16 protein-coding genes and 2 tRNA genes are annotated in these 20,069 nt (G+C 70.3%); 3 read left to right on the top strand and 15 right to left on the bottom strand.

The features are described from left to right. Position 1: 1 nt before the first annotated feature. The 5 genes from AB0D14_RS16035 to leuS all read right to left on the bottom strand — a co-directional run bounded on the left by AB0D14_RS16035 (position 2) and on the right by leuS (position 8,648). Positions 2 to 2,605, bottom strand: coding sequence for a ComEC/Rec2 family competence protein (locus tag AB0D14_RS16035; protein WP_362779045.1), 2,604 nt, complete (start codon positions 2,603 to 2,605; stop codon positions 2 to 4). Beyond that, positions 2,602 to 3,735, bottom strand: a complete 1,134-nt coding sequence (locus AB0D14_RS16040) for a ComEA family DNA-binding protein (protein WP_362779048.1) — start codon at positions 3,733 to 3,735, stop codon at positions 2,602 to 2,604. Before AB0D14_RS16040 ends, AB0D14_RS16035 begins: the two co-directional genes overlap by 4 nt. 107 nt (positions 3,736 to 3,842) lie before the next feature. Next, a complete protein-coding gene (locus tag AB0D14_RS16045) occupies positions 3,843 to 4,688 on the bottom strand; it encodes a DegV family protein (RefSeq protein WP_362779051.1) in 846 nt (281 codons plus the stop codon). Positions 4,689 to 4,760: 72 nt separating this feature from the next. After that, positions 4,761 to 5,540 (bottom strand): hypothetical protein, encoded by a 780-nt coding sequence (locus tag AB0D14_RS16050; protein WP_362779053.1) that lies wholly within the window; start codon positions 5,538 to 5,540, stop codon positions 4,761 to 4,763. Positions 5,541 to 5,762: 222 nt separating this feature from the next. Further along, on the bottom strand, positions 5,763 to 8,648 hold the full coding sequence (gene leuS / locus AB0D14_RS16055; RefSeq protein ID WP_362779056.1) for a leucine--tRNA ligase: 2,886 nt from the start codon (positions 8,646 to 8,648) through the stop codon (positions 5,763 to 5,765). A 416-nt stretch (positions 8,649 to 9,064) separates the two neighbouring features. Here leuS and AB0D14_RS16060 point away from each other — a divergent pair, with 416 nt between their 5' ends. Both AB0D14_RS16060 and AB0D14_RS16065 read left to right on the top strand, forming a co-directional pair. Continuing rightward, positions 9,065 to 10,357, top strand: coding sequence for a cytochrome b/b6 domain-containing protein (locus AB0D14_RS16060; RefSeq protein WP_362779058.1), 1,293 nt, complete (start codon positions 9,065 to 9,067; stop codon positions 10,355 to 10,357). Next, positions 10,357 to 11,979, top strand: coding sequence for an NADH-ubiquinone oxidoreductase-F iron-sulfur binding region domain-containing protein (locus AB0D14_RS16065; protein WP_362779061.1), 1,623 nt, complete (start codon positions 10,357 to 10,359; stop codon positions 11,977 to 11,979). The genes AB0D14_RS16060 and AB0D14_RS16065 overlap by 1 nt, the downstream gene beginning before the upstream one ends. A gap of 114 nt (positions 11,980 to 12,093) precedes the next feature. On the opposite strand, the gene AB0D14_RS16070 is transcribed toward AB0D14_RS16065, so the two are convergent. From AB0D14_RS16070 to AB0D14_RS16110, 9 genes are all read right to left on the bottom strand, one after another. Continuing rightward, positions 12,094 to 12,166, bottom strand: a tRNA-Ala gene (locus AB0D14_RS16070). Between the two features lie 136 nt (positions 12,167 to 12,302). Next, the gene (locus AB0D14_RS16075) at positions 12,303 to 12,536 is read right to left on the bottom strand and encodes a hypothetical protein (protein WP_362779064.1); all 234 of its coding nucleotides are present in this window, start codon (positions 12,534 to 12,536) and stop codon (positions 12,303 to 12,305) included. Positions 12,537 to 13,035: 499 nt separating this feature from the next. Then, positions 13,036 to 13,108 (bottom strand) — tRNA-Ala (locus AB0D14_RS16080). Between the two features lie 143 nt (positions 13,109 to 13,251). Next, entirely contained in the window at positions 13,252 to 13,953 is a 702-nt protein-coding gene (locus tag AB0D14_RS16085) for a histidine phosphatase family protein (protein WP_362779066.1), read from the bottom strand. After that, positions 13,950 to 14,396 (bottom strand): ribosome silencing factor, encoded by a 447-nt coding sequence (rsfS, locus tag AB0D14_RS16090; RefSeq protein WP_362779069.1) that lies wholly within the window; start codon positions 14,394 to 14,396, stop codon positions 13,950 to 13,952. Before rsfS ends, AB0D14_RS16085 begins: the two co-directional genes overlap by 4 nt. A gap of 167 nt (positions 14,397 to 14,563) precedes the next feature. Continuing rightward, on the bottom strand, positions 14,564 to 16,375 hold the full coding sequence (locus AB0D14_RS16095) for an LCP family protein (RefSeq protein WP_362779071.1): 1,812 nt from the start codon (positions 16,373 to 16,375) through the stop codon (positions 14,564 to 14,566). A 16-nt stretch (positions 16,376 to 16,391) separates the two neighbouring features. Continuing rightward, a complete protein-coding gene (gene nadD, locus AB0D14_RS16100) occupies positions 16,392 to 17,066 on the bottom strand; it encodes a nicotinate-nucleotide adenylyltransferase (protein WP_362779074.1) in 675 nt (224 codons plus the stop codon). A gap of 47 nt (positions 17,067 to 17,113) precedes the next feature. Beyond that, positions 17,114 to 17,278 (bottom strand): hypothetical protein, encoded by a 165-nt coding sequence (locus AB0D14_RS16105; RefSeq protein ID WP_362779076.1) that lies wholly within the window; start codon positions 17,276 to 17,278, stop codon positions 17,114 to 17,116. A gap of 182 nt (positions 17,279 to 17,460) precedes the next feature. Beyond that, positions 17,461 to 17,616 carry a hypothetical protein gene (locus tag AB0D14_RS16110; protein WP_362779078.1) on the bottom strand — a complete coding sequence of 52 codons (156 nt, stop codon included), beginning with the start codon at positions 17,614 to 17,616 and terminating at the stop codon, positions 17,461 to 17,463. A 101-nt stretch (positions 17,617 to 17,717) separates the two neighbouring features. On the opposite strand from AB0D14_RS16110, the gene AB0D14_RS16115 reads away from it, so the two are divergent. Next, positions 17,718 to 18,857, top strand: a complete 1,140-nt coding sequence (locus AB0D14_RS16115; RefSeq protein ID WP_362779081.1) for a M48 family metallopeptidase — start codon at positions 17,718 to 17,720, stop codon at positions 18,855 to 18,857. 84 nt (positions 18,858 to 18,941) lie between these two features. Here the strand turns inward: AB0D14_RS16115 and AB0D14_RS16120 are convergent, their stop codons facing one another. Beyond that, complete coding sequence (locus AB0D14_RS16120) at positions 18,942 to 20,009, bottom strand: hypothetical protein (protein WP_362779084.1); 1,068 nt, start codon at positions 20,007 to 20,009, stop codon at positions 18,942 to 18,944. Between the last annotated feature and the right edge of the window lie 60 nt (positions 20,010 to 20,069).

Below are 20,069 nucleotides of genomic sequence, written 5' to 3' on the forward strand. Positions count from 1 at the left end.
CTCAGTCTCGCGTGATCAGCAGGTGATCGTCTCCTCCTCCCACGGTTACCGCCCCGTCCACATCCGTGCGCAGCACCTGCGCGCCCCCTGCTTCCAGTGCCGTCACCGTGCTCGGAGCAGGGTGCCCGTACGGGTTGCCGGCACCCGTAGAGATCAACGCGAGGCGTGGCGCCGCCCGGCGTATGAGGTCCGGATCCTGATAGGCCGACCCGTGGTGGGCGACCTTGAGCACATCCACGGCTTTCAGACCGGCTCCGGCCGGGGATCGCAACAACGCCTGCTGAGCGGGTGGCTCGAGGTCTCCGAGCATCAGCATCGTCAACCCGGCCGACCGGACGAGCAGAGTGACGCTCGCGTCGTTCGGGCCCTCCAGCTCCGGAACCGGACTCGGCGGCGGCCACAGCACCTGCCAGTCGAGCGGTCCCGTACGACGCCGTTCTCCCGCCACCGCCCGCGTCACCGGGATGCGCCGGACCGCCGCCTGCCGGTGCACGAACTCGGCCTGATCCAGCGGCTCCCCGAAGCCCGTCGTCTCGATCGCGCCGACCTCCCTCCCGCGCAGCACGCCCGGCAGCCCCGCCACATGGTCCGCGTGGAAGTGCGTCAGTACGACGAGTGGGATCCGGGTGATGCCGAGCGCGCTGAGACACCGGTCGGCCAGCATCGGGTCCGGTCCCGCGTCGACCACCACACCGCTGCCGTCGCCCGCCGCGAGGACCGTCGCGTCACCCTGGCCGACATCGCACATGGCGAACCGCCAACCGGGCGGCGGCCACCCTGTGATCACCCGCGTGAGAGGCGGTGGTTGCACCATCACGAGCAGGAGCAGCACTCCGCAGGCGCCGCTCAGCCAGGGATGCCGCAGGAGCCTGCGCCCGACGAGCACGACGACGGCGATGGCGCAGACGAGCAGCAGCGCCCCGGTCCAGCTCCCGGGCCAGTCCACGCCTCCGCCCGGCAGGGCCGCCCCCGCTCGGGCGATGTCCGCGATCCATCCGGCGGGCCAACTCGCGCACCAGGCCGACAGCTTCGCGACCGGCATCACCCAGGGAGCGGTGGCCAGCGTCGCGAAGCCCAGCACCGTGGCCGGTGCCACCGCGAACTCCACGAGCAGATTGCACGGCACCGCCACCAGGCTGACCCGCGCCGAGAGGACGGCGACGACCGGTGCGCACACCGCCTGCGCCGCGCCGGCGGCCGCCAACGCCTCGGCCAGCCTCGGTGGCACCCCACGCCTACGGAGTCCCGCACTCCACCGTGGGGCCAGCGTGAGCAGCGCGCCGGTGGCGAGCACGGAGAGCAGAAACCCGTAGCTCCGGGCCAGCCAGGGGTCGTACAGCACCAGTGCCAGCACCGCCGCGGCCAGCGCCGGGATCAAGGATCTGCGACGCCCGGTGGCGATGGCCAGCAGCGCGATCGCTCCGCAGGCCGCGGCTCGCAGCACACTCGGGTCCGGCCGGCACACGATCACGAAGCCGAGTGTGAGCACGCCACCGCACAGGGCGGTCGCCCGCAGCGGGAGGCCGAGCCGGGGCGCGAGGCCGCGGCGCTCGATCCGCTGGGCCCGGCCCGGCGGACCGATCAGCAGGGCGAGCACGATCGTGAAGTTGGCCCCGCTGACAGCCAGGATGTGAGTGAGGTCGGTCGCCCTGAACGACTCGTCCAGCTCCGGTGTGATCCGCGAGGTGTCCCCCGCCACCAGTCCCGGCAGCAACGCCCGTGCGTCCGGCTCCAACCCGTCGGTCGCCGCTCGCAACCCGCCTCGCAACTCTCCTGCGAACCGCTGGGTGCCGGACGGTCGCCCGACCACCCTCGGTGGCCCGCTGCCGCGCACACGGAGTACCGCCGCGATGCCGTCTCCGCCCCCGAGCGCGGGCACGACACGTGCCGTCACCCGCACCCTGGTGGAGGGCAGGAGTGCGAGCCAGGGCGAGCGCGCCCGCTCACGGCCCGCACCCGGGCCGGCGTCCACGATCAGCAGCACCGGTGTACGGGTCCGCGCCACCGTCCCGTCCGGCCTCTCGACATGCCGGACCTCGGCGTTGAGCAGGATCGCGGTCGGAGCGGCGTGGTCCCCCTTGATCCGGGGGCGGGTGAGCCGTGGGTCCGAGGTGACCTGCACCTCGGCGGTCACCTGGGCGTACCGCCGCGCCAGCTCCGGGACCGGGCCCCTGCGCAGATCCGCACCGTGCAACCCACCGGAGGCGGCCGCAGCCGCGACACAGAGCAGCACGGCTGCGACCGAGGCCCGTGACCAGGAACGCCACCCGCCCCACCACGAACCGGCACGTCGGCCTCCGGGCCCCGGCTCCGGCTCCGGCTCCGGCTCCGGATCGGGCTCAGGCTCAGGCACCCGGATGGGCGGCGCTTCCCGCATACGGCCGCGTCCCGCGAGCAGGAGCCGCCCCGCCACAGCCACGCAGACACACACCACCCCCGCGACCCACCCCGGCGGTGCGTCCAACGCCACCGCCGCTGTCGCCCAGACCGCCAGCGCCGGCGGGACCAGCCGCAGATCCGTCGGCCCCTCCTGGCGAGGATGCGCGGCACCGAGCGGACTGGCGGAGCCTGCGTGCACGGTCGGCCGATTCGTCGGTCGCGTCATGGCCGTACGAGGTTCTGCAGGTCGGCGAAACGGCGGTCCCCGATTCCGTTCACCTCACGCAGCTCGTCCACCGAACGGAAGCCGCCGTGCTGGGTGCGGTAGTCCATGATGTGCTGCGCGAGCACGGGTCCGACGCCGGGCAGCGTGTCCAGCTGTTCCAGGGTGGCCGTGTTGAGGGCGACCGGAGCGGCCGCGGTGGGGGCAGCTCCGCCGGGACCCGCGCCGCCCGAGGCCTTTGTCACGCCGGGCCCCGACACCGCTGCCAGCGGGACTCCGACCACCACCTGCTCGCCGTCCACAAGGAACCGTGCGCGGTTGAGACCTTCGGTGTCCGTACCGGGACGCACGCCGCCCGCGGCCTTGAGCGCGTCGACGACCCGGGAGCCGGCCGGCAGCCGGTGGATACCGGGCTCGCGCACCTTGCCACTGACGTCCACGACGATCGCGGTGCCGGCCGCGCCCACAGGGGTTCCTGCGGCGGCGGACGTTCCGGGCGCCGTCTTCTGCCCGCCCTCGCCCTCCTCCCCGAACGGAACCGCGGCCCGTACGGTGTGCGGGGCCCGCACCGGCTCAGTCCGCCCCGTCCAGAAATGCTGCGCGGCGAGAACCGCCGCGACGACCAGCACCACAGCGAGCGCGGTCACACTTTTGCGCTCCAGCCCGCACCTGGTTTGCAGCCACAAGGGCATCCGCTCCCGCACGGCAAGCCCGGCCCGCACCCGCCACGCGGCTCCCGTCCGGTCCCCAGCCCTGCCTCCACCCGCACCCGCACCCGCACCCGCACCCGCACCCGTGCGGGCATCTCCCACGGTCTCGATCTCAATCTCGGTCTGGGACTCGATCTGGGACTCGATCTCAGACTCGGACTCGACCAGCGGCTCGTCTCGCGCCCACGACGGTGGCCCGTGTCGCGACTCGCCACGCACTCTTGTCCGTTCAGGGGCGAAGAGCGTCTCCGCGCGCAGGCGCAACGCTTCCGCCGAAGCCTCTCGGCGCCGGGACCGGCTGCGGTAGGGCTGACCGCGGTGTCGCGTGCGGCCGTCGGAGGCCGGGCCGCGGCCCGGGCCGCTGGTGGCTGTCGTGGTCCGTGAAGGTGATCGAAGTAGCGCCATGCGACGAGAATCGGGCATGACACCCGAACCGCGATGATCTTGCTCAAATCCGGGGGATTACCGCCCAGTTGTGGATAACCTCGCCACTCGAACGAGTCGCAACGTGTGCTCAGAACCCGGGCCCCTCACCGAGGGGAGACAACCGCCCCCAGCAGGCCCGGCCCGGTGTGCGCCCCGATCACCGCTCCGACCTCGCTCACATACAGGTCGGCCAGGGTCGGCACCCGTACCCGCAGCCGCTCCGCGAGCGCCGAGGCGCGTTCGGGTGCGGCGAGATGATGGACGGCGATGTCGACCTGGGCGCTCCCCGCCCGGTCGGCCACGATCTCTTCGAGGCGGGCGATCGCCTTGGTGGCGGTTCGCACCTTCTCCAGAAGCTCGATGGACCCGCCGTCCAGTTGCAGCAGCGGTTTGACGGCCAGCGCGGACCCGAACAGCGCCTGCGCCGCTCCGATCCGGCCGCCCCTGCGCAGATAGTCGAGGGTGTCGACATAGAAGTACGCGTACGTGCCCGCCGCCCGTTTCTCCGCCGCCGTGACCGCGTCGTCGACCGTGCCGCCCGCCTCCGCGGACTCGGCGGCCGCCAGTGCGCAGAAGCCGAGGGCCATCGCGACCATCCCGGTGTCCACCACCCGCACGGGCACAGGTGCCTCACGCGCGGCGAGGACCGCCGCGTCGTACGTGCCGGAGAACTCGGCGGACAGATGCAGCGAGACGATGCCGGTGGCACCGGACTCGGCGACGCGGCGGTAGGTCTCGGCGAAGACCTCGGGGCTGGGCCGCGAGGTGGTGACGGACTGCCGCTTCTGCAGTGCCTGGGCCAGCGAGCGGGCCGAGATCTCGGTGCCCTCTTCGAGTGCCCGGTCGCCGAGGACCACGGTCAGGGGCACCGCGGTGATGTCGTGGCGCTCCATCGTCCGCGGCGGCAGGTAGGCCGTTGAATCGGTGACGATCGCGACATGGCGGGACATGAGCTGGAGATTACCTGTCAGGGGAGGTGGACGGCAGCCCGGCCCCTCCCGCCTGCGGCCGGACCGGCGGGATCAAGTCGTGCTCTCCGGGCGGGGCTTCTTCTCCCAAGGGTAGGCGGCCCGCTGCTTGGGCGCGTCGATCGCGGGTCGGGTGGGCTCCTCGGCCCTGCGCGACTCGGAGTTCTCCGGCCAGGTCTGCTGGTCGGCGGCGGCACTCGGTGCCTCCGGCCACGGCGGTGAGGACGGAGCGGCGGCCGGCTTCGTCACCCTCGCAGGCGAGGGCTCGGCCTTCGGTGTGGGAGACGGCTCCGCCTCCCAGTGCCGCAGTGCGCCCGCCTCCATGCCGATCTGCGTGCTCAGCGAGTCCAGGTCGTCGTCCCCGAAACGCTGGGCACGGTCGCGTGCCGCCCAGCGCAGTGCGTCGGCCGACTTCGTTATCTGCTCGGTGCGATCCCGCAGGGCGGGCAGCCGCTCGGCGAGGCGTGCCCTGTCCGGTTCGCGCTGCAGCCGCTTCAGCTCGCCGTCCAGCTCGTGGCCGTGCGCGCTGAGCCTGTCGAAGAGGGCCAGAGACTCCTTCAGCGACTCGTCCTCGCTCACGCCGGCCTGCAGCGCGTCCTGGGTGGCTCGCATCGACGTGCGCAAGGAGAGGCGCAGTTGGGCGAGCTGGCCCTGGGATCCCGGCTGGGCGAAGGTCTTCGCCCGGAGAGTGTGGTCCTCCACGGTGCGGCGGGCCTGCTCGACGGTACGGTCCACGCCCCGCTTGGCGGCGCCGACCGCCTTCACCGTGGCATACACGCCCAGTGCCACGAACAGCACGAAGATCAGCGCCACGATGGCAACCACGGCTTCCATGACGGTCCTCTCGGGTGCTGCGTCCAGTATCTGCCGGCTCTTTACCCGTGCCTGCCGAACTCTTTCACCGTAAACGGAAAAGGCAGGCCGAGGGTTCCAGCGGAACCCCCACCCTGCCCGTAGGGGATTACCCCAAGCCTGCCGACCGGGTCTGACCGCCGGGTCTGACGACCCCACCGAACGGCCTGGCCGTCAAACCCAGTCGTCAGACCCGGCCGTCACCTACGCCGGAACGATGTTCACCAGTTTCGGAGCCCGCACGATCACCTTGCGGATTCCCGCCCCGTCCAGCGCCGCGACCACCTTGTCGTCGGCCAGCGCCACCTTCTCCAGCTCCTCGTCCGAGATCGACGGGGAGACCTCCAGGCGCGCCTTGACCTTGCCCTTGATCTGCACGACGCAGGTAACGGTCTCGTCCACGACGTACGCCGGGTCGGCCACGGGGAAGTCCCGGTGGACGACCGAGTCGGTGTGGCCCAGCTTGCGCCACAGTTCCTCGGCGATGTGCGGGGCCAGCGGCGCGACCAGCAGCACCAGCGACTCGGCCACCGTCCGCGGGACCGGGCCGCCCGCCTTGGTCAGGTGGTTGTTCAGCTCGGTGACCTTGGCGATGGCTGTGTTGAAGCGCAGCCCCTGCAGGTCCTGGCGTACGCCGTCGATCGCCTTGTGCAGAGCGCGCAGCGTGTCCACGTCGATGGCGGCGTCCGCGACGTCGACGACGGTGACGTCACCGGTGGCCTCGTCCACCACGTTGCGCCACAGCCGCTGCAGCAGCCTGAACTGGCCCACCACCGCGCGCGTGTCCCACGGCCGCGACACGTCCAGGGGGCCCATCGCCATCTCGTACAGGCGCAGGGTGTCCGCCCCGTACTCGGCGCAGATCTCGTCCGGAGTGACCGCGTTCTTCAGGGACTTGCCCATCTTGCCCAGCAGTCGGGAGACCTTCTCGCCCTGGTAGTAGTAGGCGCCGTCGCGCTCCTCCACCTCGGCGGCCGGTACGGCGATGCCACGGCTGTCGCGGTACACGTAGGCCTGGATCATACCCTGGTTGAACAGCTTGTGGAACGGCTCCGTCGAGGAGATGTGCCCCAGGTCGAACAGCACCTTGGACCAGAAACGCGCGTACAGCAGGTGCAGTACGGCGTGTTCGGCGCCGCCGACGTACAGGTCGACGCCACCGTGCGGCTGGCCCTCGCGCGGACCCATCCAGTACTGCTCGACCGCCGGGTCGACCAGCTTCTCGGAGTTGTGCGGGTCCAGGTAGCGCAGCTCGTACCAGCAGGAACCGGCCCAGTTGGGCATGGTGTTGGTCTCGCGGCGGTACGCGCGCGTGCCGCGGCCGTCGCCCAGGTCCAGCTCGACGTCGACCCAGTCCTCGTTGCGGGACAGCGGGGTCTCCGGGGAGGTGTTCGCGTCGTCCGGGTCGAAGGTGCGCGGTGAGTAGTCCTCGACCTCCGGCAGCTTCAGGGGCAGCATCGACTCGGGCAGCGGGTGGGCGATGCCGTCCTCGTCGTAGACGATCGGGAAGGGCTCGCCCCAGTAGCGCTGACGGCTGAACAGCCAGTCGCGCAGCCGGAAGTTGACGGTGCCGCGGCCGACGTCCTCGCGCTCCAGCCACTCGGTGATGCGCGCCTTGGCCTCGGCGACGCCCAGGCCGTCCAGCGAGATGTCGCCGTTCGCGGAGTTGATGATCTTCGCGTCGTACGATCCGAAGGCGTTCTCCCACGTCGACGTGTCGGTGCCACGTCCGTCGGTGGGCTCGACCACGCAGCGGATCGGCAGCTCGAAGGCCCGCGCGAACTCGAAGTCACGCTGGTCACCCGCCGGGACCGCCATGATCGCGCCGGTGCCGTAACCCATCAGGACGTAGTCGGCGATGAAGACGGGTACCTGCTCGCCGTTGACCGGGTTGGTCGCGTACGCGCCGATGAAGACGCCCGTCTTGTCCTTGGCCTCGGCCTGCCGCTCGACGTCCGACTTCGAGGTGGCCTGGGCGCGGTAGGCGGCGACGGCCTCGGACGGCGTGGCGTGGCCGCCCGTCCAGACGTCGTGGGTGCCCTCGGGCCAGGCGGCCGGGGTGAACTTCTCGACCAGCGGGTGCTCAGGGGCCAGCACCATGTAGGTCGCGCCGAACAGGGTGTCCGGGCGCGTGGTGAAGACCGTGATGGCGTCGCCGTTCACGGGGAAGTCGACGCGGGCGCCCTCGGAGCGGCCGATCCAGTTGCGCTGCTGCAGCTTGATGGCCTCGGGCCAGTCAAGGGCGGCCAGGTCGTCCAGCAACCTATCGGCGTACGCGGTGATGCGCATGTTCCACTGGCGCAGCTTGGCCTTGAAGACGGGGAAGTTGCCGCGCTCGGAGCGGCCGTCCGCGGTGACCTCCTCGTTCGCCAGGACGGTGCCCAGGCCGGGACACCAGTTGACGGGAGCGTCCGAGGCGTACGCCAGGCGGTGGTCGCTCAGGATGTCGGCGCGCTCGGCGTGAGTCAGCTCACTCCAGGAGCGTCCACCGTGGACCGGGCGCTCGCCGCTCTCGAACTGGGCGATCAGTTCGGCGATCGGGCGGGCCCTGTCGGCCTCGTGGTCGTACCAGGAGTTGAAGATCTGCAGGAAGATCCACTGGGTCCACTTGTAGTACTCCGGGTCGATCGTCGCGAACGACCGGCTCGTGTCGTGACCCAGGCCCAGGCGGCGCAGCTGGACCCGCATGTTCGCGATATTGGCTTCGGTGGACACACGGGGGTGCGTGCCGGTCTGTACGGCGTACTGCTCGGCGGGCAGGCCGAAGGCGTCGAAGCCCAGGGTGTGCAGGACGTTGTGGCCGGTCATGCGCTGGTACCGGGCGTATACATCGGTGGCGATGTAGCCCAGGGGGTGACCGACGTGCAGGCCCGCACCCGAGGGGTACGGGAACATGTCCATGATGAACTTCTTGGGTTTGGCGACCGACTCGGAGTCGCCGGCCAGGTCACCCTTCGGGTTGGGTGCCGCGTAGGTGTTGTCGGCGTCCCAGGCGTCCTGCCAGCGTGCCTCGATCTGCTCGGCCATGGCCGCCGTGTAGCGGTGCGGCGCAGCCACCTCCGAGGCGGCAGCGGTGTTCGTCTCGCTCATGATCCTCAAAGCTCCATCGATCGTCTCTGCCAGCGGCTCAGGAAATGAAAAAACCCCTCGCACAGGAGGGGGCGCCGCGCCGATGCCGGTCGCGGTTTTCCGGCGACCGGGTGTGATCAGCGCGGCTCACTAAGCAGAAGGCGTACGGCACGCATGGCGTCAGGGTACCGCAGCGGCCGAGCGGACCGCGACGCGCTTTCGGCTACGCTCCGGCACTGAGTGTCGTTCCCGCACCGCTCGGCAAAAACCTGAACAACGATCAAAGGTTACTTCGCGTAAGGGCTACTAAGGGACATCACAACTCCCGCACTGCCCTTTGATAACAGCGATATAACTCAAACCTCGTACCCCTCGGTATGGCTCGACCTAGAGTGCGGCAGCGGGACCGCTTTCCCGAACTGTTCGGAGTTGCCCCCATGAACTCTCGCCGCAACAACAGCACACTCTCCCGACCGAGTCGCTCGGTCCAGGGCGGAGTGATGGCTGCCGTCTTGCTGCTCATACCCCTCATCGTCGTGATCGGAGGTGACGGTCTGCGGGACTTCCTCAACTTCGGTGCGGGTGTTCTGTCGCTCGTCACCCTCACCCTCTCGGTGCTCTGGGGCCTCGTCGCCACCGACCGCGTCTTCCTCAACACCCGCCAGCGTCTGATCGCCCAGGCCGTGCACCGGACCACCGCGGTGAGCTCGGTCGGCTTCCTGCTGCTGCACGTCTCGGTCAAACTCGCGCTGGACCACACGTCGGCGATCGCGGCCATCGTCCCCTTCGGCCTCGGCGTCACCGGCTCCAACGGACTCATCGGGTTCGGCACCCTGGCCGGTCTCCTGATGGTCTTCACGGCTCTCACCGGCGCGCTGCGCAGCGCGTTCGCGTCCCCCGTGCAGGTCGCCGCCCGCTGGCGCGCCGTGCACATGCTGGCCTACCCCGCCTGGTGCTCGGCCCTGATCCACGGCCTCTTCGCGGGCCGCGAGGCGAAGCCGATCTTCGTGATCCTCTACAGCCTCGCCCTGATCGCCGTCGTGGGCGCACTGCTCCTGCGGTCGGCCCCCCTGCCGTTCAAGCGGAAGTTCGCCAGGCGCGTCCTGTCCATGCTCGACAACGGCAACAACAGGTCGTTCCGTGAGGAGCCCGAGGCACGCCGTGCCGCGGAGGCCCCGCGGGGCGGCAGCCGGCCCGGCTTCCCCGACCAGCCGATCCCCCAGCAGCGGGGCGCCTCCCCGCAGCGACCCGGCATCCAGGACACCGGGTCCTTCACCGACACCGGGTCGCTCACCGACACCGGCGGCTTCGCGGCCGCCTACCGGGCCGTTTCCAGCACTCCGCGCGCGCAGGACCCGCTGATGCCCGACCCGACCCAGCGCATGCAGGTGCCGATGGACATGCAGGCCACGGAGTCGTTGCCGCGTGTCGACGGCAACACCGGGGCCCGCTGGCCGACTCCGTCGCCGCCGCTCTACGAGGCCCCGCCGCGCACCGAGGGGCCCAACTACGACACGGGTACGTTCAGCGCCGTGTCCTACGACACCCCTCCCCCCGGCACCCCGTACGGCCAAAGTGACTTGTACAACACCGGTGAGACGAACGACCCTCTCGGTACGTACAACACGAATGACACGTACAACAGCGGTCCCGCCACTGAAACGCTGCCCGGCTCCTTCGAGGCACCGAGCAACGGCGAACCCTGGAACGCGCCTTCCGGAGGATTTTAGTGAACGAGGCCCTTCCCGACGTCCCCGAAGTCCGAGTGGTGGGCCTTCCCCAGCTCACCTCCGGATTCGATCTCGTCGAGAGGCTCGACCTGCCCATGCACCTGAAGGTGCACGGGCCACTCGAGCCGATGGGCGGTGAGCAGCTCGCGCAGCTCTCCGAACGAATCTCCCTGAAGGGCCGCGGTGGCGCGGGTTTCCCGTTCCACAAGAAGCTGCGGGCGGTCGCCGAGGCTGCGATCCGCCGGGGCGTACGGCCCGTGGTCGTCGTCAACGGCAGCGAGGACGAGCCCGCCTGCCGCAAGGACACGGTGATGATCAACCGTGCCCCGCACCTGATCCTGGACGGCGCCCTGCTGGTCGCGGAGGCCCTGGGTGCCCGCACCCTGGTCATCGGCGTGACCCGCGAATCCACCCAGCGGTCGATGGAGGCGGCGCTCTCCGAGCGCGGGCTGACCAACAGGCGCGGGGCGACCATCCGCGCACGGGTGCAGCGCAACCCCGTGCGGATGGTGACCGGGGCGGCCGCCTCGCTGGTCCGCTCCATCGACGGCGGCCCGGCGATCCCGCCCGGCCGCAAGACCAGCGCGTCGCAGAACGGCGTCGGCGGTGCGCCCACACTGCTGTCGAACGCCGAGACCTTCGCCCAGTTGGCGATCGCCGCCCGCATCGGCGCCGAGCGCTACGGGAACACCGGCCTGTACGACGAGCCCGGCACGGTCCTGCTCACCGTCTCCGGGGCGGTCGCCCGCCCCATGGTGATCGAGGCCCCGACCGGTGTACCGCTGCGCTACATCCTGCAGTTGGCCGGCGCTCCGCCGCTCCCCCAGGGCGTGCTGACCGGCGGTTACCACGGCAAGTGGCTGGACTCCGCGACGGTCAACGAGGCGATCGTCTCGCGCGACTCCCTGGCCGCGGTGGGCGGCGCGCTCGGCGCCGGCGCGATCCTCCCGATCAGCCAGGCGACCTGCCCGCTGGGCGAGTCGCTGCGCGTGGCCCAGTGGCTGGCCGAGGAGAGCGCCGGCCAGTGCGGCCCCTGCTACCTCGGGCTGCCGGCCGCGGCCCGCGGCCTGGAGGACATCCTCAACGGCGGTGGCCCCGCCGCCCTGGAGGCACTGAAGCAGGTCGCCAACTCCGTGAAGCGGCGCGGCGCCTGCTCACATCCGGACGGCTCCGCGATGTTCCTGGAGTCGACCATCAAGGCGTTCACGGACGACCTGGCAGCCCACGTCCTCGGCAACGGCTGCGGACGGCCCGTGGAGGGCGTTCTGCCGCTCTTCGAGGGCGGCCAGCAGCCCACCGGCATCCCGGGCGGCCAGCCGCAGGAGGAGCAGGGCCCACCCCGCCAGAAGATCTTCGTGGACTGGACGCTGTGCCGCGGGCACGGCCTGTGCGCGGACATCCTCCCGGAGGTCTTCGAGCTGGGCGCCGACGGCTTCCCGACCGTCGCCCAGGCGCAGGTGCCCCGGTACGCGGAGGCGAAGGCGCTGCGGGCCGTACGACGCTGCCCCGCGCTCGCTCTGCGCCTGGAGGAGGACACCCGCGGGGCGGCCCCGCGGCAGAACCTCCCCGCCGTACGCGAGGGCGGCGGGGGCGGCCGTCGCGCCCTGGGCCGCGGGCGCTGACCGACCGGCGGCCCGGAAGCCCGGGCCGCCGCGCCGCACACCCCGCCGCACCGCACAGTGCCCCTCATACGAAAAGCGGGCCATCCTGATCGGATGGCCCGCTTTCATCTGCTGTGGAGCTAAGGAGAATTGAACTCCTGACCTCCTGCATGCCATGCAGGCGCTCTACCAACTGAGCTATAGCCCCTTGCGGTGTCCCACCAGGTCTCCCCGGCGATGACCCCAACATTACCGGTCCTCCTGGTGCACCACCAAATCGTTTCCGACCGTCGCCGGGCGCCACGCGCGCCGCCCGCACCGCCCAGGCCGAACTCAGCCCGAACTCAGGCCCTGGCGAACGAATAGAAGCGTTTGAGCGTGCAGTGCTCGTCGAGGAGCCGGCCGTAGATCGGCTCCCCCTCCAGCTCGCGGTACGTCTCGATCGCGTCGCCTTTTATGATCAGTGCCCGTGCGCATTCCTCGCACCAGTACTGGTAGTCGTGGTTGACCGGTTCCATGTCGCGGACGATCGGCGTGCCACTGCCGCACCAATCGCACTTTCGCCTGTGCGCACCCATCGATCAGCTCCAGCCGTGGCCGCAGGCCGTGCACACGTAGGAAACTCCTCCGTTGTCTCCGAGGACTTGAGCGACGTGGGCCGAACCGCAGGAAGGGCAGTCGAGGCGCGTGGTCGGGTCCCGTGTCACCCCGGATCCGGGAAGGTCGCCGACCTCCCCGAGGATGCTCACAGGCATCGCCACTCCCTCCCGTCGGGCCGCGCTCCCTTCCGGCCGTTTGATTCTGCCACGCCCGGAGCAATACGGTCAGCGACGCCTTCGTACCAGTCCGGACACGGCACCCCTCGCGGCAGTCGCGGCCAGCGCGAACATGCAGACGAGTGCGCGTCCGAAGAGGTATACGCCCACGAAGCCCCAGGTGACTCAAGCCGGACCCAAGCCGGTTCAAGAAGAGTCCGCGCCGACGTCCACCGGCCCTCGCAGCGCACCCTCGGGCCCTCGGGAACGAGGAGGGCAACGAAAAATCCCGCCCCCTGGTGGGAACGGGATCATCGACCTGTGGAGCTAAGGAGAATTGAACTCCTGACCTCCTGCATGCCATGCAGGCGCTCTACCAACTGAGCTATAGCCCCTTGTGCTGCCCCAGCCGCTTTCTCGGCGGCGGAACAAGAAGAACTTTAGCCTGCGACCAGCCGGAAAGTGAAATCCGGTGCTGAGCAGTCCTCCGGCCGACATGAGTGGGCCCCGGCGTGCCCACTCGTCCCGGCCGGAGCTCCTAGTCGTCGTCGCCCAGCACCGGCTCCGGCAGAGTTCCCGCGTTGTGCTCCAGGAGCCGCCATCCTCGGGCGCCCTCGCCGAGGACGGACCAGCAGCAGTTGGAGAGGCCGCCGAGGCTCTCCCAGTGCTGGGACTCCAGGCCGAGGAGGCGGCCGATGGTGGTACGGATGGTGCCGCCGTGGCTGACGACCACGAGCGTGCCGTCGTCCGGGAGCTTCTCGGCGTGCCGGAGCACCACGGGGGCCGCACGGTCGGCGACCTCGGTCTCCAGTTCGCCGCCGCCCCGGCGAACGGGCTCGCCGCGCTTCCAGCCCGCGTACTGCTCGCCGTACCGCGCGATGATCTCCTCGTGCGTCAGGCCCTGCCAGGCGCCCGCGTACGTCTCCCGCAGGCCCTCGTCGTGCGTCACGTCGAGGCCGGTGAGCGCGGCCAGCTCACCGGCGGTGTTCGCCGCCCTCTTCAGGTCCGAGGCGACGATCGCGTCGGGCTCCAGGGACGCGAGCAGCCGGGCGGCGCGGCGGGCCTGGCCCACGCCGGTCTCGGTGAGCTCGACGTCCGTGGTGCCCTGGAAGCGACGCTCCACGTTCCACAGCGTCTGACCGTGGCGCCACAGGATGACGCGGCGCCCCCGGGCTGCCGTCTTCCCGGCCTCGGACAGCGGTCTGCCGTCCGCCGCCGGACGGCCCGCGCCGGCGGTCATCGAAGTTCTCCGTGCAGTTCGGCGGCGTCCTCCGCGTCCTGGAGCTCGACGTGCTCGGCGGCCTTGCCCCGCGTGGCCTTGGCGTCCGCGGGGAGGTCGATCTCGGGGCAGTCCTTCCAGAGCCGCTCCAGCGCGTAGAACACACGCTCCTCGCTGTGCTGGACGTGCACCACGATGTCGACGTAGTCGAGCAGGATCCAGCGGGCGTCGCGGTCGCCCTCACGGCGCACCGGCTTCACGCCGAGTTCCTTGTTCAGCCGCTCCTCGATCTCGTCGACGATCGACTTGACCTGGCGGTCGTTGGGCGCGGAGGCCAGCAGGAAGGCGTCCGTGATCGACAGCACGTCGCTGACGTCGTACGCGATGATGTCGTGCGCGAGCTTGTCGGCGGCCGCCTGCGCGGCGGTGGTGATGAGCTCGGTAGAGCGGTCAGTGGCGGTCACTACAAGGCTTTCCGTAGACGGTCAGGAAACCCCGGGGGGTCATACCTCAAGGGTCTCACGGACCGCCGACGGCACCCCACGCGATAAACGGATCGCTCCTCGGAGCGAGTCCGGCGTGAGGCCCGCCCTCGGAGCGAGCCCCTCGGAATGGGGCCTGCCCGGCAGGCCTACTCGCTCACCTTGTAGTCCTGGCCCAGCACCACCGACACATCCGCGTTCGAGGTGACCTTGCCCTTCTTCACCGCGGTCGCGGGCAGACCCAGTGTCTTGGCGACCTCCGCCGCGTCCTCCTTCTTCGCGGCGTCGGTGTATGTGATCTCGGACACCGTCTGCGTGCCATCGGCCGTACCGGCGTCGACGAAGGTGTAGCCGCCGTTGAGCAGGACGACACGGGCCTGCTCGGTGGCGTCCTCGTCGGCCGTGGCGTTGCGGATGCCGACCTGGACGGCGGCGCCCTTCCCGGGGCTCTTGGCGGCGCCGCCCAGCACCTCCTTGACCACGCCGTCGGCGGCCTGGGCACTGAGCCGGCCGTCCGTCTGGACGGGCAGCAGCGCCGTCTTGAAGTCGCCCTCCTTGGCACGGTCCGCGAGCTTGGCGAGGAACGTGCCCAGGTCGTTGTCGGTCAATGACGGGTCGAGGATCTGCGCGAGCGACTGCACGGTGGTCGTCGCGGCCTGCGCGTCGGAGGACAGCTTGCGCAGCACTCCCTGCATGACCTGACCGAACCGTTGCAGCTGCGCGTTCTGCGGCTCCCCGGAACCGCGGTACGTGGCGTACGCGACGGCCATCTTGCCGCTGAGCGTCTGCTCCTCGCCCTTCTTGACGAGCGGGGCCTCGCCCTTCTTCTTCGCCTCGGGGTCCGGCACGTCCGTGTCGGTGTCGATGTCGATGTTGCCGACCAGCTCGACCAGGTTGTTGAGATACGGGGTGTCGAGGCGCCAGGTGCCCTCGATGTCCGTCCCGAGTACGGTGTCGAGCTCGTCGCGCGTCCCCGAGGAACCGTCGTCGTCGACCGACTTGGAGAGAGTGGTCGCGGTGCCGTTGTCGTCCGTCAGGGCAAGGGAGTTGGGCAGCAGGACCGTGGTGCCCCGCTTGGTGGTGGTGTTGTTGACGAGCAGCACCGTCGAGGTGCCACTGCCCTTGGTGTTGTGCAGGTGGACGACGATCACGTCACGCTTCTGGGCGCCGGCCGCGGTGGTCGTCCCGGCCTTCGAGTCCGACGACACTCCGGGCAGCTTCCCGGCGTACCAGAGGTAACCGGATCCGCCGACCGCGACCAGCGCGAACACGACGACGAGAGCGACGACCCGGCCCCGCGCCCGGCGCTTGGCCTCCTCGCGCCGCTCGGTGCGGTTCTCGGTGAACTGCAGCCAGTCGATGACGTCTTCGGAGTCCTCGGGCTGCTCCTCGACGAACGCGAACTGCTCGGTGCGGTAGTCGGATTCACTCCGCGGCTCACCCGGCGACGGCGACTGCGACGGCGTTGGCGTTGGCGTTGGCGTCGGAGACTCCGAGGGGCCCGCCTGCTGCGGGATGTAGGCGGTCTGCTCGGCGACATGGGGCTGCTGCCGGCCGGTGTCATGGGACGACACAGGCTGCTGCCGGCCGGTGTCATAGGACGACACAGGCTGCTGCTGCCCGGTGTCGTACGACCCGCCGGGCGACGCCTGCTGACCCGCGTACGGGTCGTAGCCGTAGCCCTGCCCGTACCCCTGGCCGTACTCCTGCCCACCCTGCCCGTAGCCCTGAGCGTGCGTCTGCGTCTGCCCATGGCCCTGCCCTTGACCAGGGTCGTGCCCCTGCCCCTGCCCGCCGTAGGGGTCGTACGAGCCGTACTCGTCCTGTTGCCCGGGGTGCGGCGGGTACTGCGGAGACTGCCCGGGCTGCGGCACCTGCCGGTACACAGGCTGCCCGAACTCGTCGTAGCCGACGAGTTCGTACTGGTCGCCCCCGTACCCAGCGTCGTATCGGTCGTTCACCGGTGCCCCTCTCGGCTCACTCGCCGCGGTACAGGTCTCGCTTGTCGATGTAGCGCACCACACCGTCCGGCACCAAGTACCAGACCGGATCACCCTTTGCGACCCTGACCCGGCAGTCCGTGGACGAGATCGCGAGCGCGGGAACCTCGACGAGCGAGACGCCGCCCTCCGGCAGACCGGTGTCGGTCAGTATGTGGCCTGGCCGGGTGACCCCGATGAAGTGCGCGAGGGAGAACAGCTCCTCGGCGTCGCGCCAGGTGAGGATCTGGCCGAGCGCGTCGGCGCCCGTGATGAAGAAGAGGTCCGTGTCGGGATTGAGCGCGCGCAGGTCGCGCAGCGTGTCCGTGGTGTAGGTCGGGCCACCGCGGTCGATGTCGATGCGGCTCACGGAGAACTGCGGGTTCTCGGCGGTCGCGATGACTGTCATCAGATAGCGGTCCTCGGCCGGAGAGACGCTGCGGTCGGACTTCTGCCACGGCTGGCCGGTCGGCACGAACACCACCTCGTCGAGGTGGAATTGCGCGGCGACCTCGCTGGCGGCCACGAGGTGTCCGTGGTGGATCGGGTCAAACGTTCCGCCCATGACACCGAGGCGGCGCTTGCCCGGGTTCGACGGGCCGTTTCCCGTGCCCCGCCGTACGCCGTGCGCCGTGCCGCCCGCCGGACCGGTAGGCATGTCCTGCTCTCCCATGCGTGCAGACCCTACCGGCCCGCGCGGCGGGCTCGGTCGCACGGGCGTCAGCGGTCCCGGTTGAAGCGGGTGGTGATCCACAACAGCAGCAGGAGGGCGAGGAAGGCTCCACCGCCGACGAACAGGGGGTTGAGGCTCTGGTGGTTGCCGCCGTGCTCCTCGCCCTCGGCGGCGAGTGTGACCAACTGGGCAGCGGTGCTGTGGAGGCTCATCTTCGGCAGGACCTATCCGATGGGGGTCCCCCGCTCGGACGAAGCCGAAAGTGGGGGAGGGCGGGATAAAGACTTCCGCACATCGTAAGCGGATGCCCTCTCCCCCCTCACTTCGACTCCGCCATCGGGAATGTCGGAGTCCGCCACCCGAACCCGCCGGGGCGGGAACCTTCCGCGGGGTCTCAGTCGTCCCGTTTGTAGCCGCGCAACAGGAACCAGGCGGCCAGCCCACAGCCGACGACCATCACGATCAGCACGATGCGGAGGAGATTGCCGGCCCCTTGCTGCTGGGCGGCGCTCGCGGCCTCGGTGAGCCAGGATCCGGGGAGATGCTCCATGACGTACTACTCCTTCGCTGTACTGCCCGTCCACGGTATCTCCGCCTAGGCTGGACCCCGCCTTGGGGGCACAGAAGGCAATCAAACGCATGGGGGACCACATGCCAGAAGACAGCCACGAGAACGTACCGAGCAGGCAGCGCAGGCGCTTCGAGGGGATCTCCTCCCGGGCGTACGAGCACCCTGCGGACCGCTCGGCTCTGGTCGCCCTGCGCAAGCTCAGCGGCTTCGACACGGTCTTCAAGGCGCTCAGCGGCCTGCTCCCGGAGCGCAGTCTGAGGCTGCTGTTCCTGTCGGACTCGGTGCGTGTCTCGGACGCCCAGTTCGCCCACCTGAACGTGATGCTGCGCGACGCCTGTTACATCCTGGACCTGGAGAAGGTCCCGCCGATGTACGTCAACCAGGACCCTCAGCCGAACGCGATGTGCATCGGCCTGGACGAGCCGATCATCGTCGTCACCACCGGCCTCGTCGAGCTGCTCGACGAGGAGGAGATGCGGGCGGTCATCGGCCACGAGGTGGGCCACGCGCTGTCGGGCCACTCCGTCTACCGCACGATCCTGCTCTTCCTGACCAGCCTCGCCCTGCGCGTGGCGTGGATCCCGCTCGGCAACCTCGCGATCATGGCGATCGTGACCGCCCTGCGCGAGTGGTTCCGCAAGTCCGAGCTGTCCGCGGACCGCGCGGGCCTTCTGGTCGGCCAGGACCTGCGGTCCTCGATGCGCGGCCTGATGAAGATCGCGGGCGGCAACCACCTGCACGAGATGAACGTGGACGCGTTCCTCGCGCAGGCCGAGGAGTACGAGGCCGGCGGCGACCTCCGCGACTCCGTGCTCAAGATCCTGAACGTGATGCCCCGCTCCCACCCGTTCACCACGGTCAGGGCGGCGGAGCTGAAGAAGTGGGCGGAGTCCCGCGACTACCAGCGGATCATGGACGGCCACTACCCGCGCCGCGACGAGGACCGCGACACCTCGGTCACGGACTCCTTCCGCCAGTCGGCGGCCAGCTACGCCACCGACATGAAGAACTCCAAGGACCCGCTGATGAAGCTGGTCACCGACATCGCAGGCGGGGCGGGCGACCTCGGCGGCCGGGTCCGGCGCGGCTTCGGCGGCTTCGCGAGCGGCAGCAGCAGCGGTGACAGCGGCGGCGGTGACAGCGGGGGCTCCAGCAGCTCCCCCAAGGAGCAGCCGCCCACCGACCGTCCGGACGACGAGAGCCCCAACGGAAGCGCCTGATCCGATCCGGGCATGAGCGTTCGACCACGGCCGACCGGAGCTCTGCTGAAGCTCCACCGGAGCTCTGCTCAAGCTCTTCAAGCTCTAGAGCTTGGGCTGGGCACTGGCCGCCAGCGACCCGCACAGCGCCGTGGCACTGCCCGTGGCGAACGGGTCGGTGCCGGCCGGGCCGCCCGCCTTGGCCGTCTCTCCCGCGAGGAGCGGACGCAGCTGGTTCGTCGCGTCCTCTGCGCAGGCCAGCGGCCCGGCCTGGACGTAGGAGACGAGGAGCTCGGCCTGGTGCATGCGCAGGTCGTCGCGGTCGAACCGGAAGTGCAGTTCGCGCCGCACGGTGAACAGCGAGACCTCGGCCGTCTCGTCCGAGCCGGCCGGCCGCAGGGCGTAGACGAAGGTGTGGTCGGAGCTGACCTCAAGGCTGTCGGAGTCCGTCTCGGCGGTGGTCAGCGTGCCCTGCACCCGGATCTTGGGGTCGGCCAGCTCGGCCTGCTTCGGGTCGAAGCGGACCAGCCAGCCGGTGGGCGCGTGCCGCCCGTCCGCGGTGGGGCGCTGGAAGCTCTGGTCGAACTGGTCGAGCTGCTGCGGGTCGAGCAGTATCCGTACGGACCGGCTGACGCCGCCGGTGAGGACGTCCGGGTCCAGCGAGGACTCGACGAGGTAGTCCTTCGCCGTGGTCAGCGCGGTGACGACCTGGCTGTCGGAGAAGTGCGCGGTGCGCCGGGAGGCCGGCAGGGTGATGCCGTCGGCGCCGATGCGGAACTGGTCGGCGGGGCTGTGGGCGAAGAGCCCGTCCACATCGACCGAGCCCGGCACGCGGCTCTGTGGCGCGAGCGGTATCACGGTCATCCGCAGCGGTTCGGGGTGCTTCGCGACGGGGGTCTGGTACGGATGGCGTACGCCCATGTAGATCGCCGTGCCGAACGCCACGGCGATCAGGACGACGAGGATCAGCGCCTGCCGGGACAGACCGCGGCGCATCGGCGGGCGGCGGCGGACGGCCGGGGTGTGGTCGCCGATCCGCTCCTGCGCGGAGAATTCCTGGAGGCGGGCAGCCTTGACGAACGATTCGTCGAAGACGACGGACCGGTACTCCTCCTCGCCACCACCGGGAACACCCTCGGATGTCCCTTCAGGTGGCTCTCCAGGACTGCCCATACTTTCAGAGTAGGTCTCCTGGACCTCAGGTAAACGCCCTGCTACACGACAAGTTCTGAC

Source organism: Streptomyces sp. NPDC048484 (assembly GCF_040651415.1).
In the GTDB taxonomy this organism is placed as follows: Bacteria; Actinomycetota; Actinomycetes; order Streptomycetales; family Streptomycetaceae; genus Streptomyces.

Bases quoted from the DNA above. Each gene is read 5' to 3' on its own strand.
- AB0D14_RS16035 (WP_362779045.1), bottom strand. From the start codon at position 2,605: ATGACGCGACCGACGAATCGGCCGACCGTGCACGCAGGCTCCGCCAGT.
- AB0D14_RS16040 (WP_362779048.1), bottom strand. From the start codon at position 3,735: ATGCCCGATTCTCGTCGCATGGCGCTACTTCGATCACCTTCACGGACC.
- AB0D14_RS16045 (WP_362779051.1), bottom strand. From the start codon at position 4,688: ATGTCCCGCCATGTCGCGATCGTCACCGATTCAACGGCCTACCTGCCG.
- AB0D14_RS16050 (WP_362779053.1), bottom strand. From the start codon at position 5,540: ATGGAAGCCGTGGTTGCCATCGTGGCGCTGATCTTCGTGCTGTTCGTG.
- leuS (WP_362779056.1), bottom strand. From the start codon at position 8,648: ATGAGCGAGACGAACACCGCTGCCGCCTCGGAGGTGGCTGCGCCGCAC.
- AB0D14_RS16060 (WP_362779058.1), top strand. From the start codon at position 9,065: ATGAACTCTCGCCGCAACAACAGCACACTCTCCCGACCGAGTCGCTCG.
- AB0D14_RS16075 (WP_362779064.1), bottom strand. From the start codon at position 12,536: ATGGGTGCGCACAGGCGAAAGTGCGATTGGTGCGGCAGTGGCACGCCG.
- AB0D14_RS16085 (WP_362779066.1), bottom strand. From the start codon at position 13,953: ATGACCGCCGGCGCGGGCCGTCCGGCGGCGGACGGCAGACCGCTGTCC.
- nadD (WP_362779074.1), bottom strand. From the start codon at position 17,066: ATGGGAGAGCAGGACATGCCTACCGGTCCGGCGGGCGGCACGGCGCAC.
- AB0D14_RS16105 (WP_362779076.1), bottom strand. From the start codon at position 17,278: ATGAGCCTCCACAGCACCGCTGCCCAGTTGGTCACACTCGCCGCCGAG.
- AB0D14_RS16110 (WP_362779078.1), bottom strand. From the start codon at position 17,616: ATGGAGCATCTCCCCGGATCCTGGCTCACCGAGGCCGCGAGCGCCGCC.
- AB0D14_RS16115 (WP_362779081.1), top strand. From the start codon at position 17,718: ATGCCAGAAGACAGCCACGAGAACGTACCGAGCAGGCAGCGCAGGCGC.
- AB0D14_RS16120 (WP_362779084.1), bottom strand. From the start codon at position 20,009: ATGGGCAGTCCTGGAGAGCCACCTGAAGGGACATCCGAGGGTGTTCCC.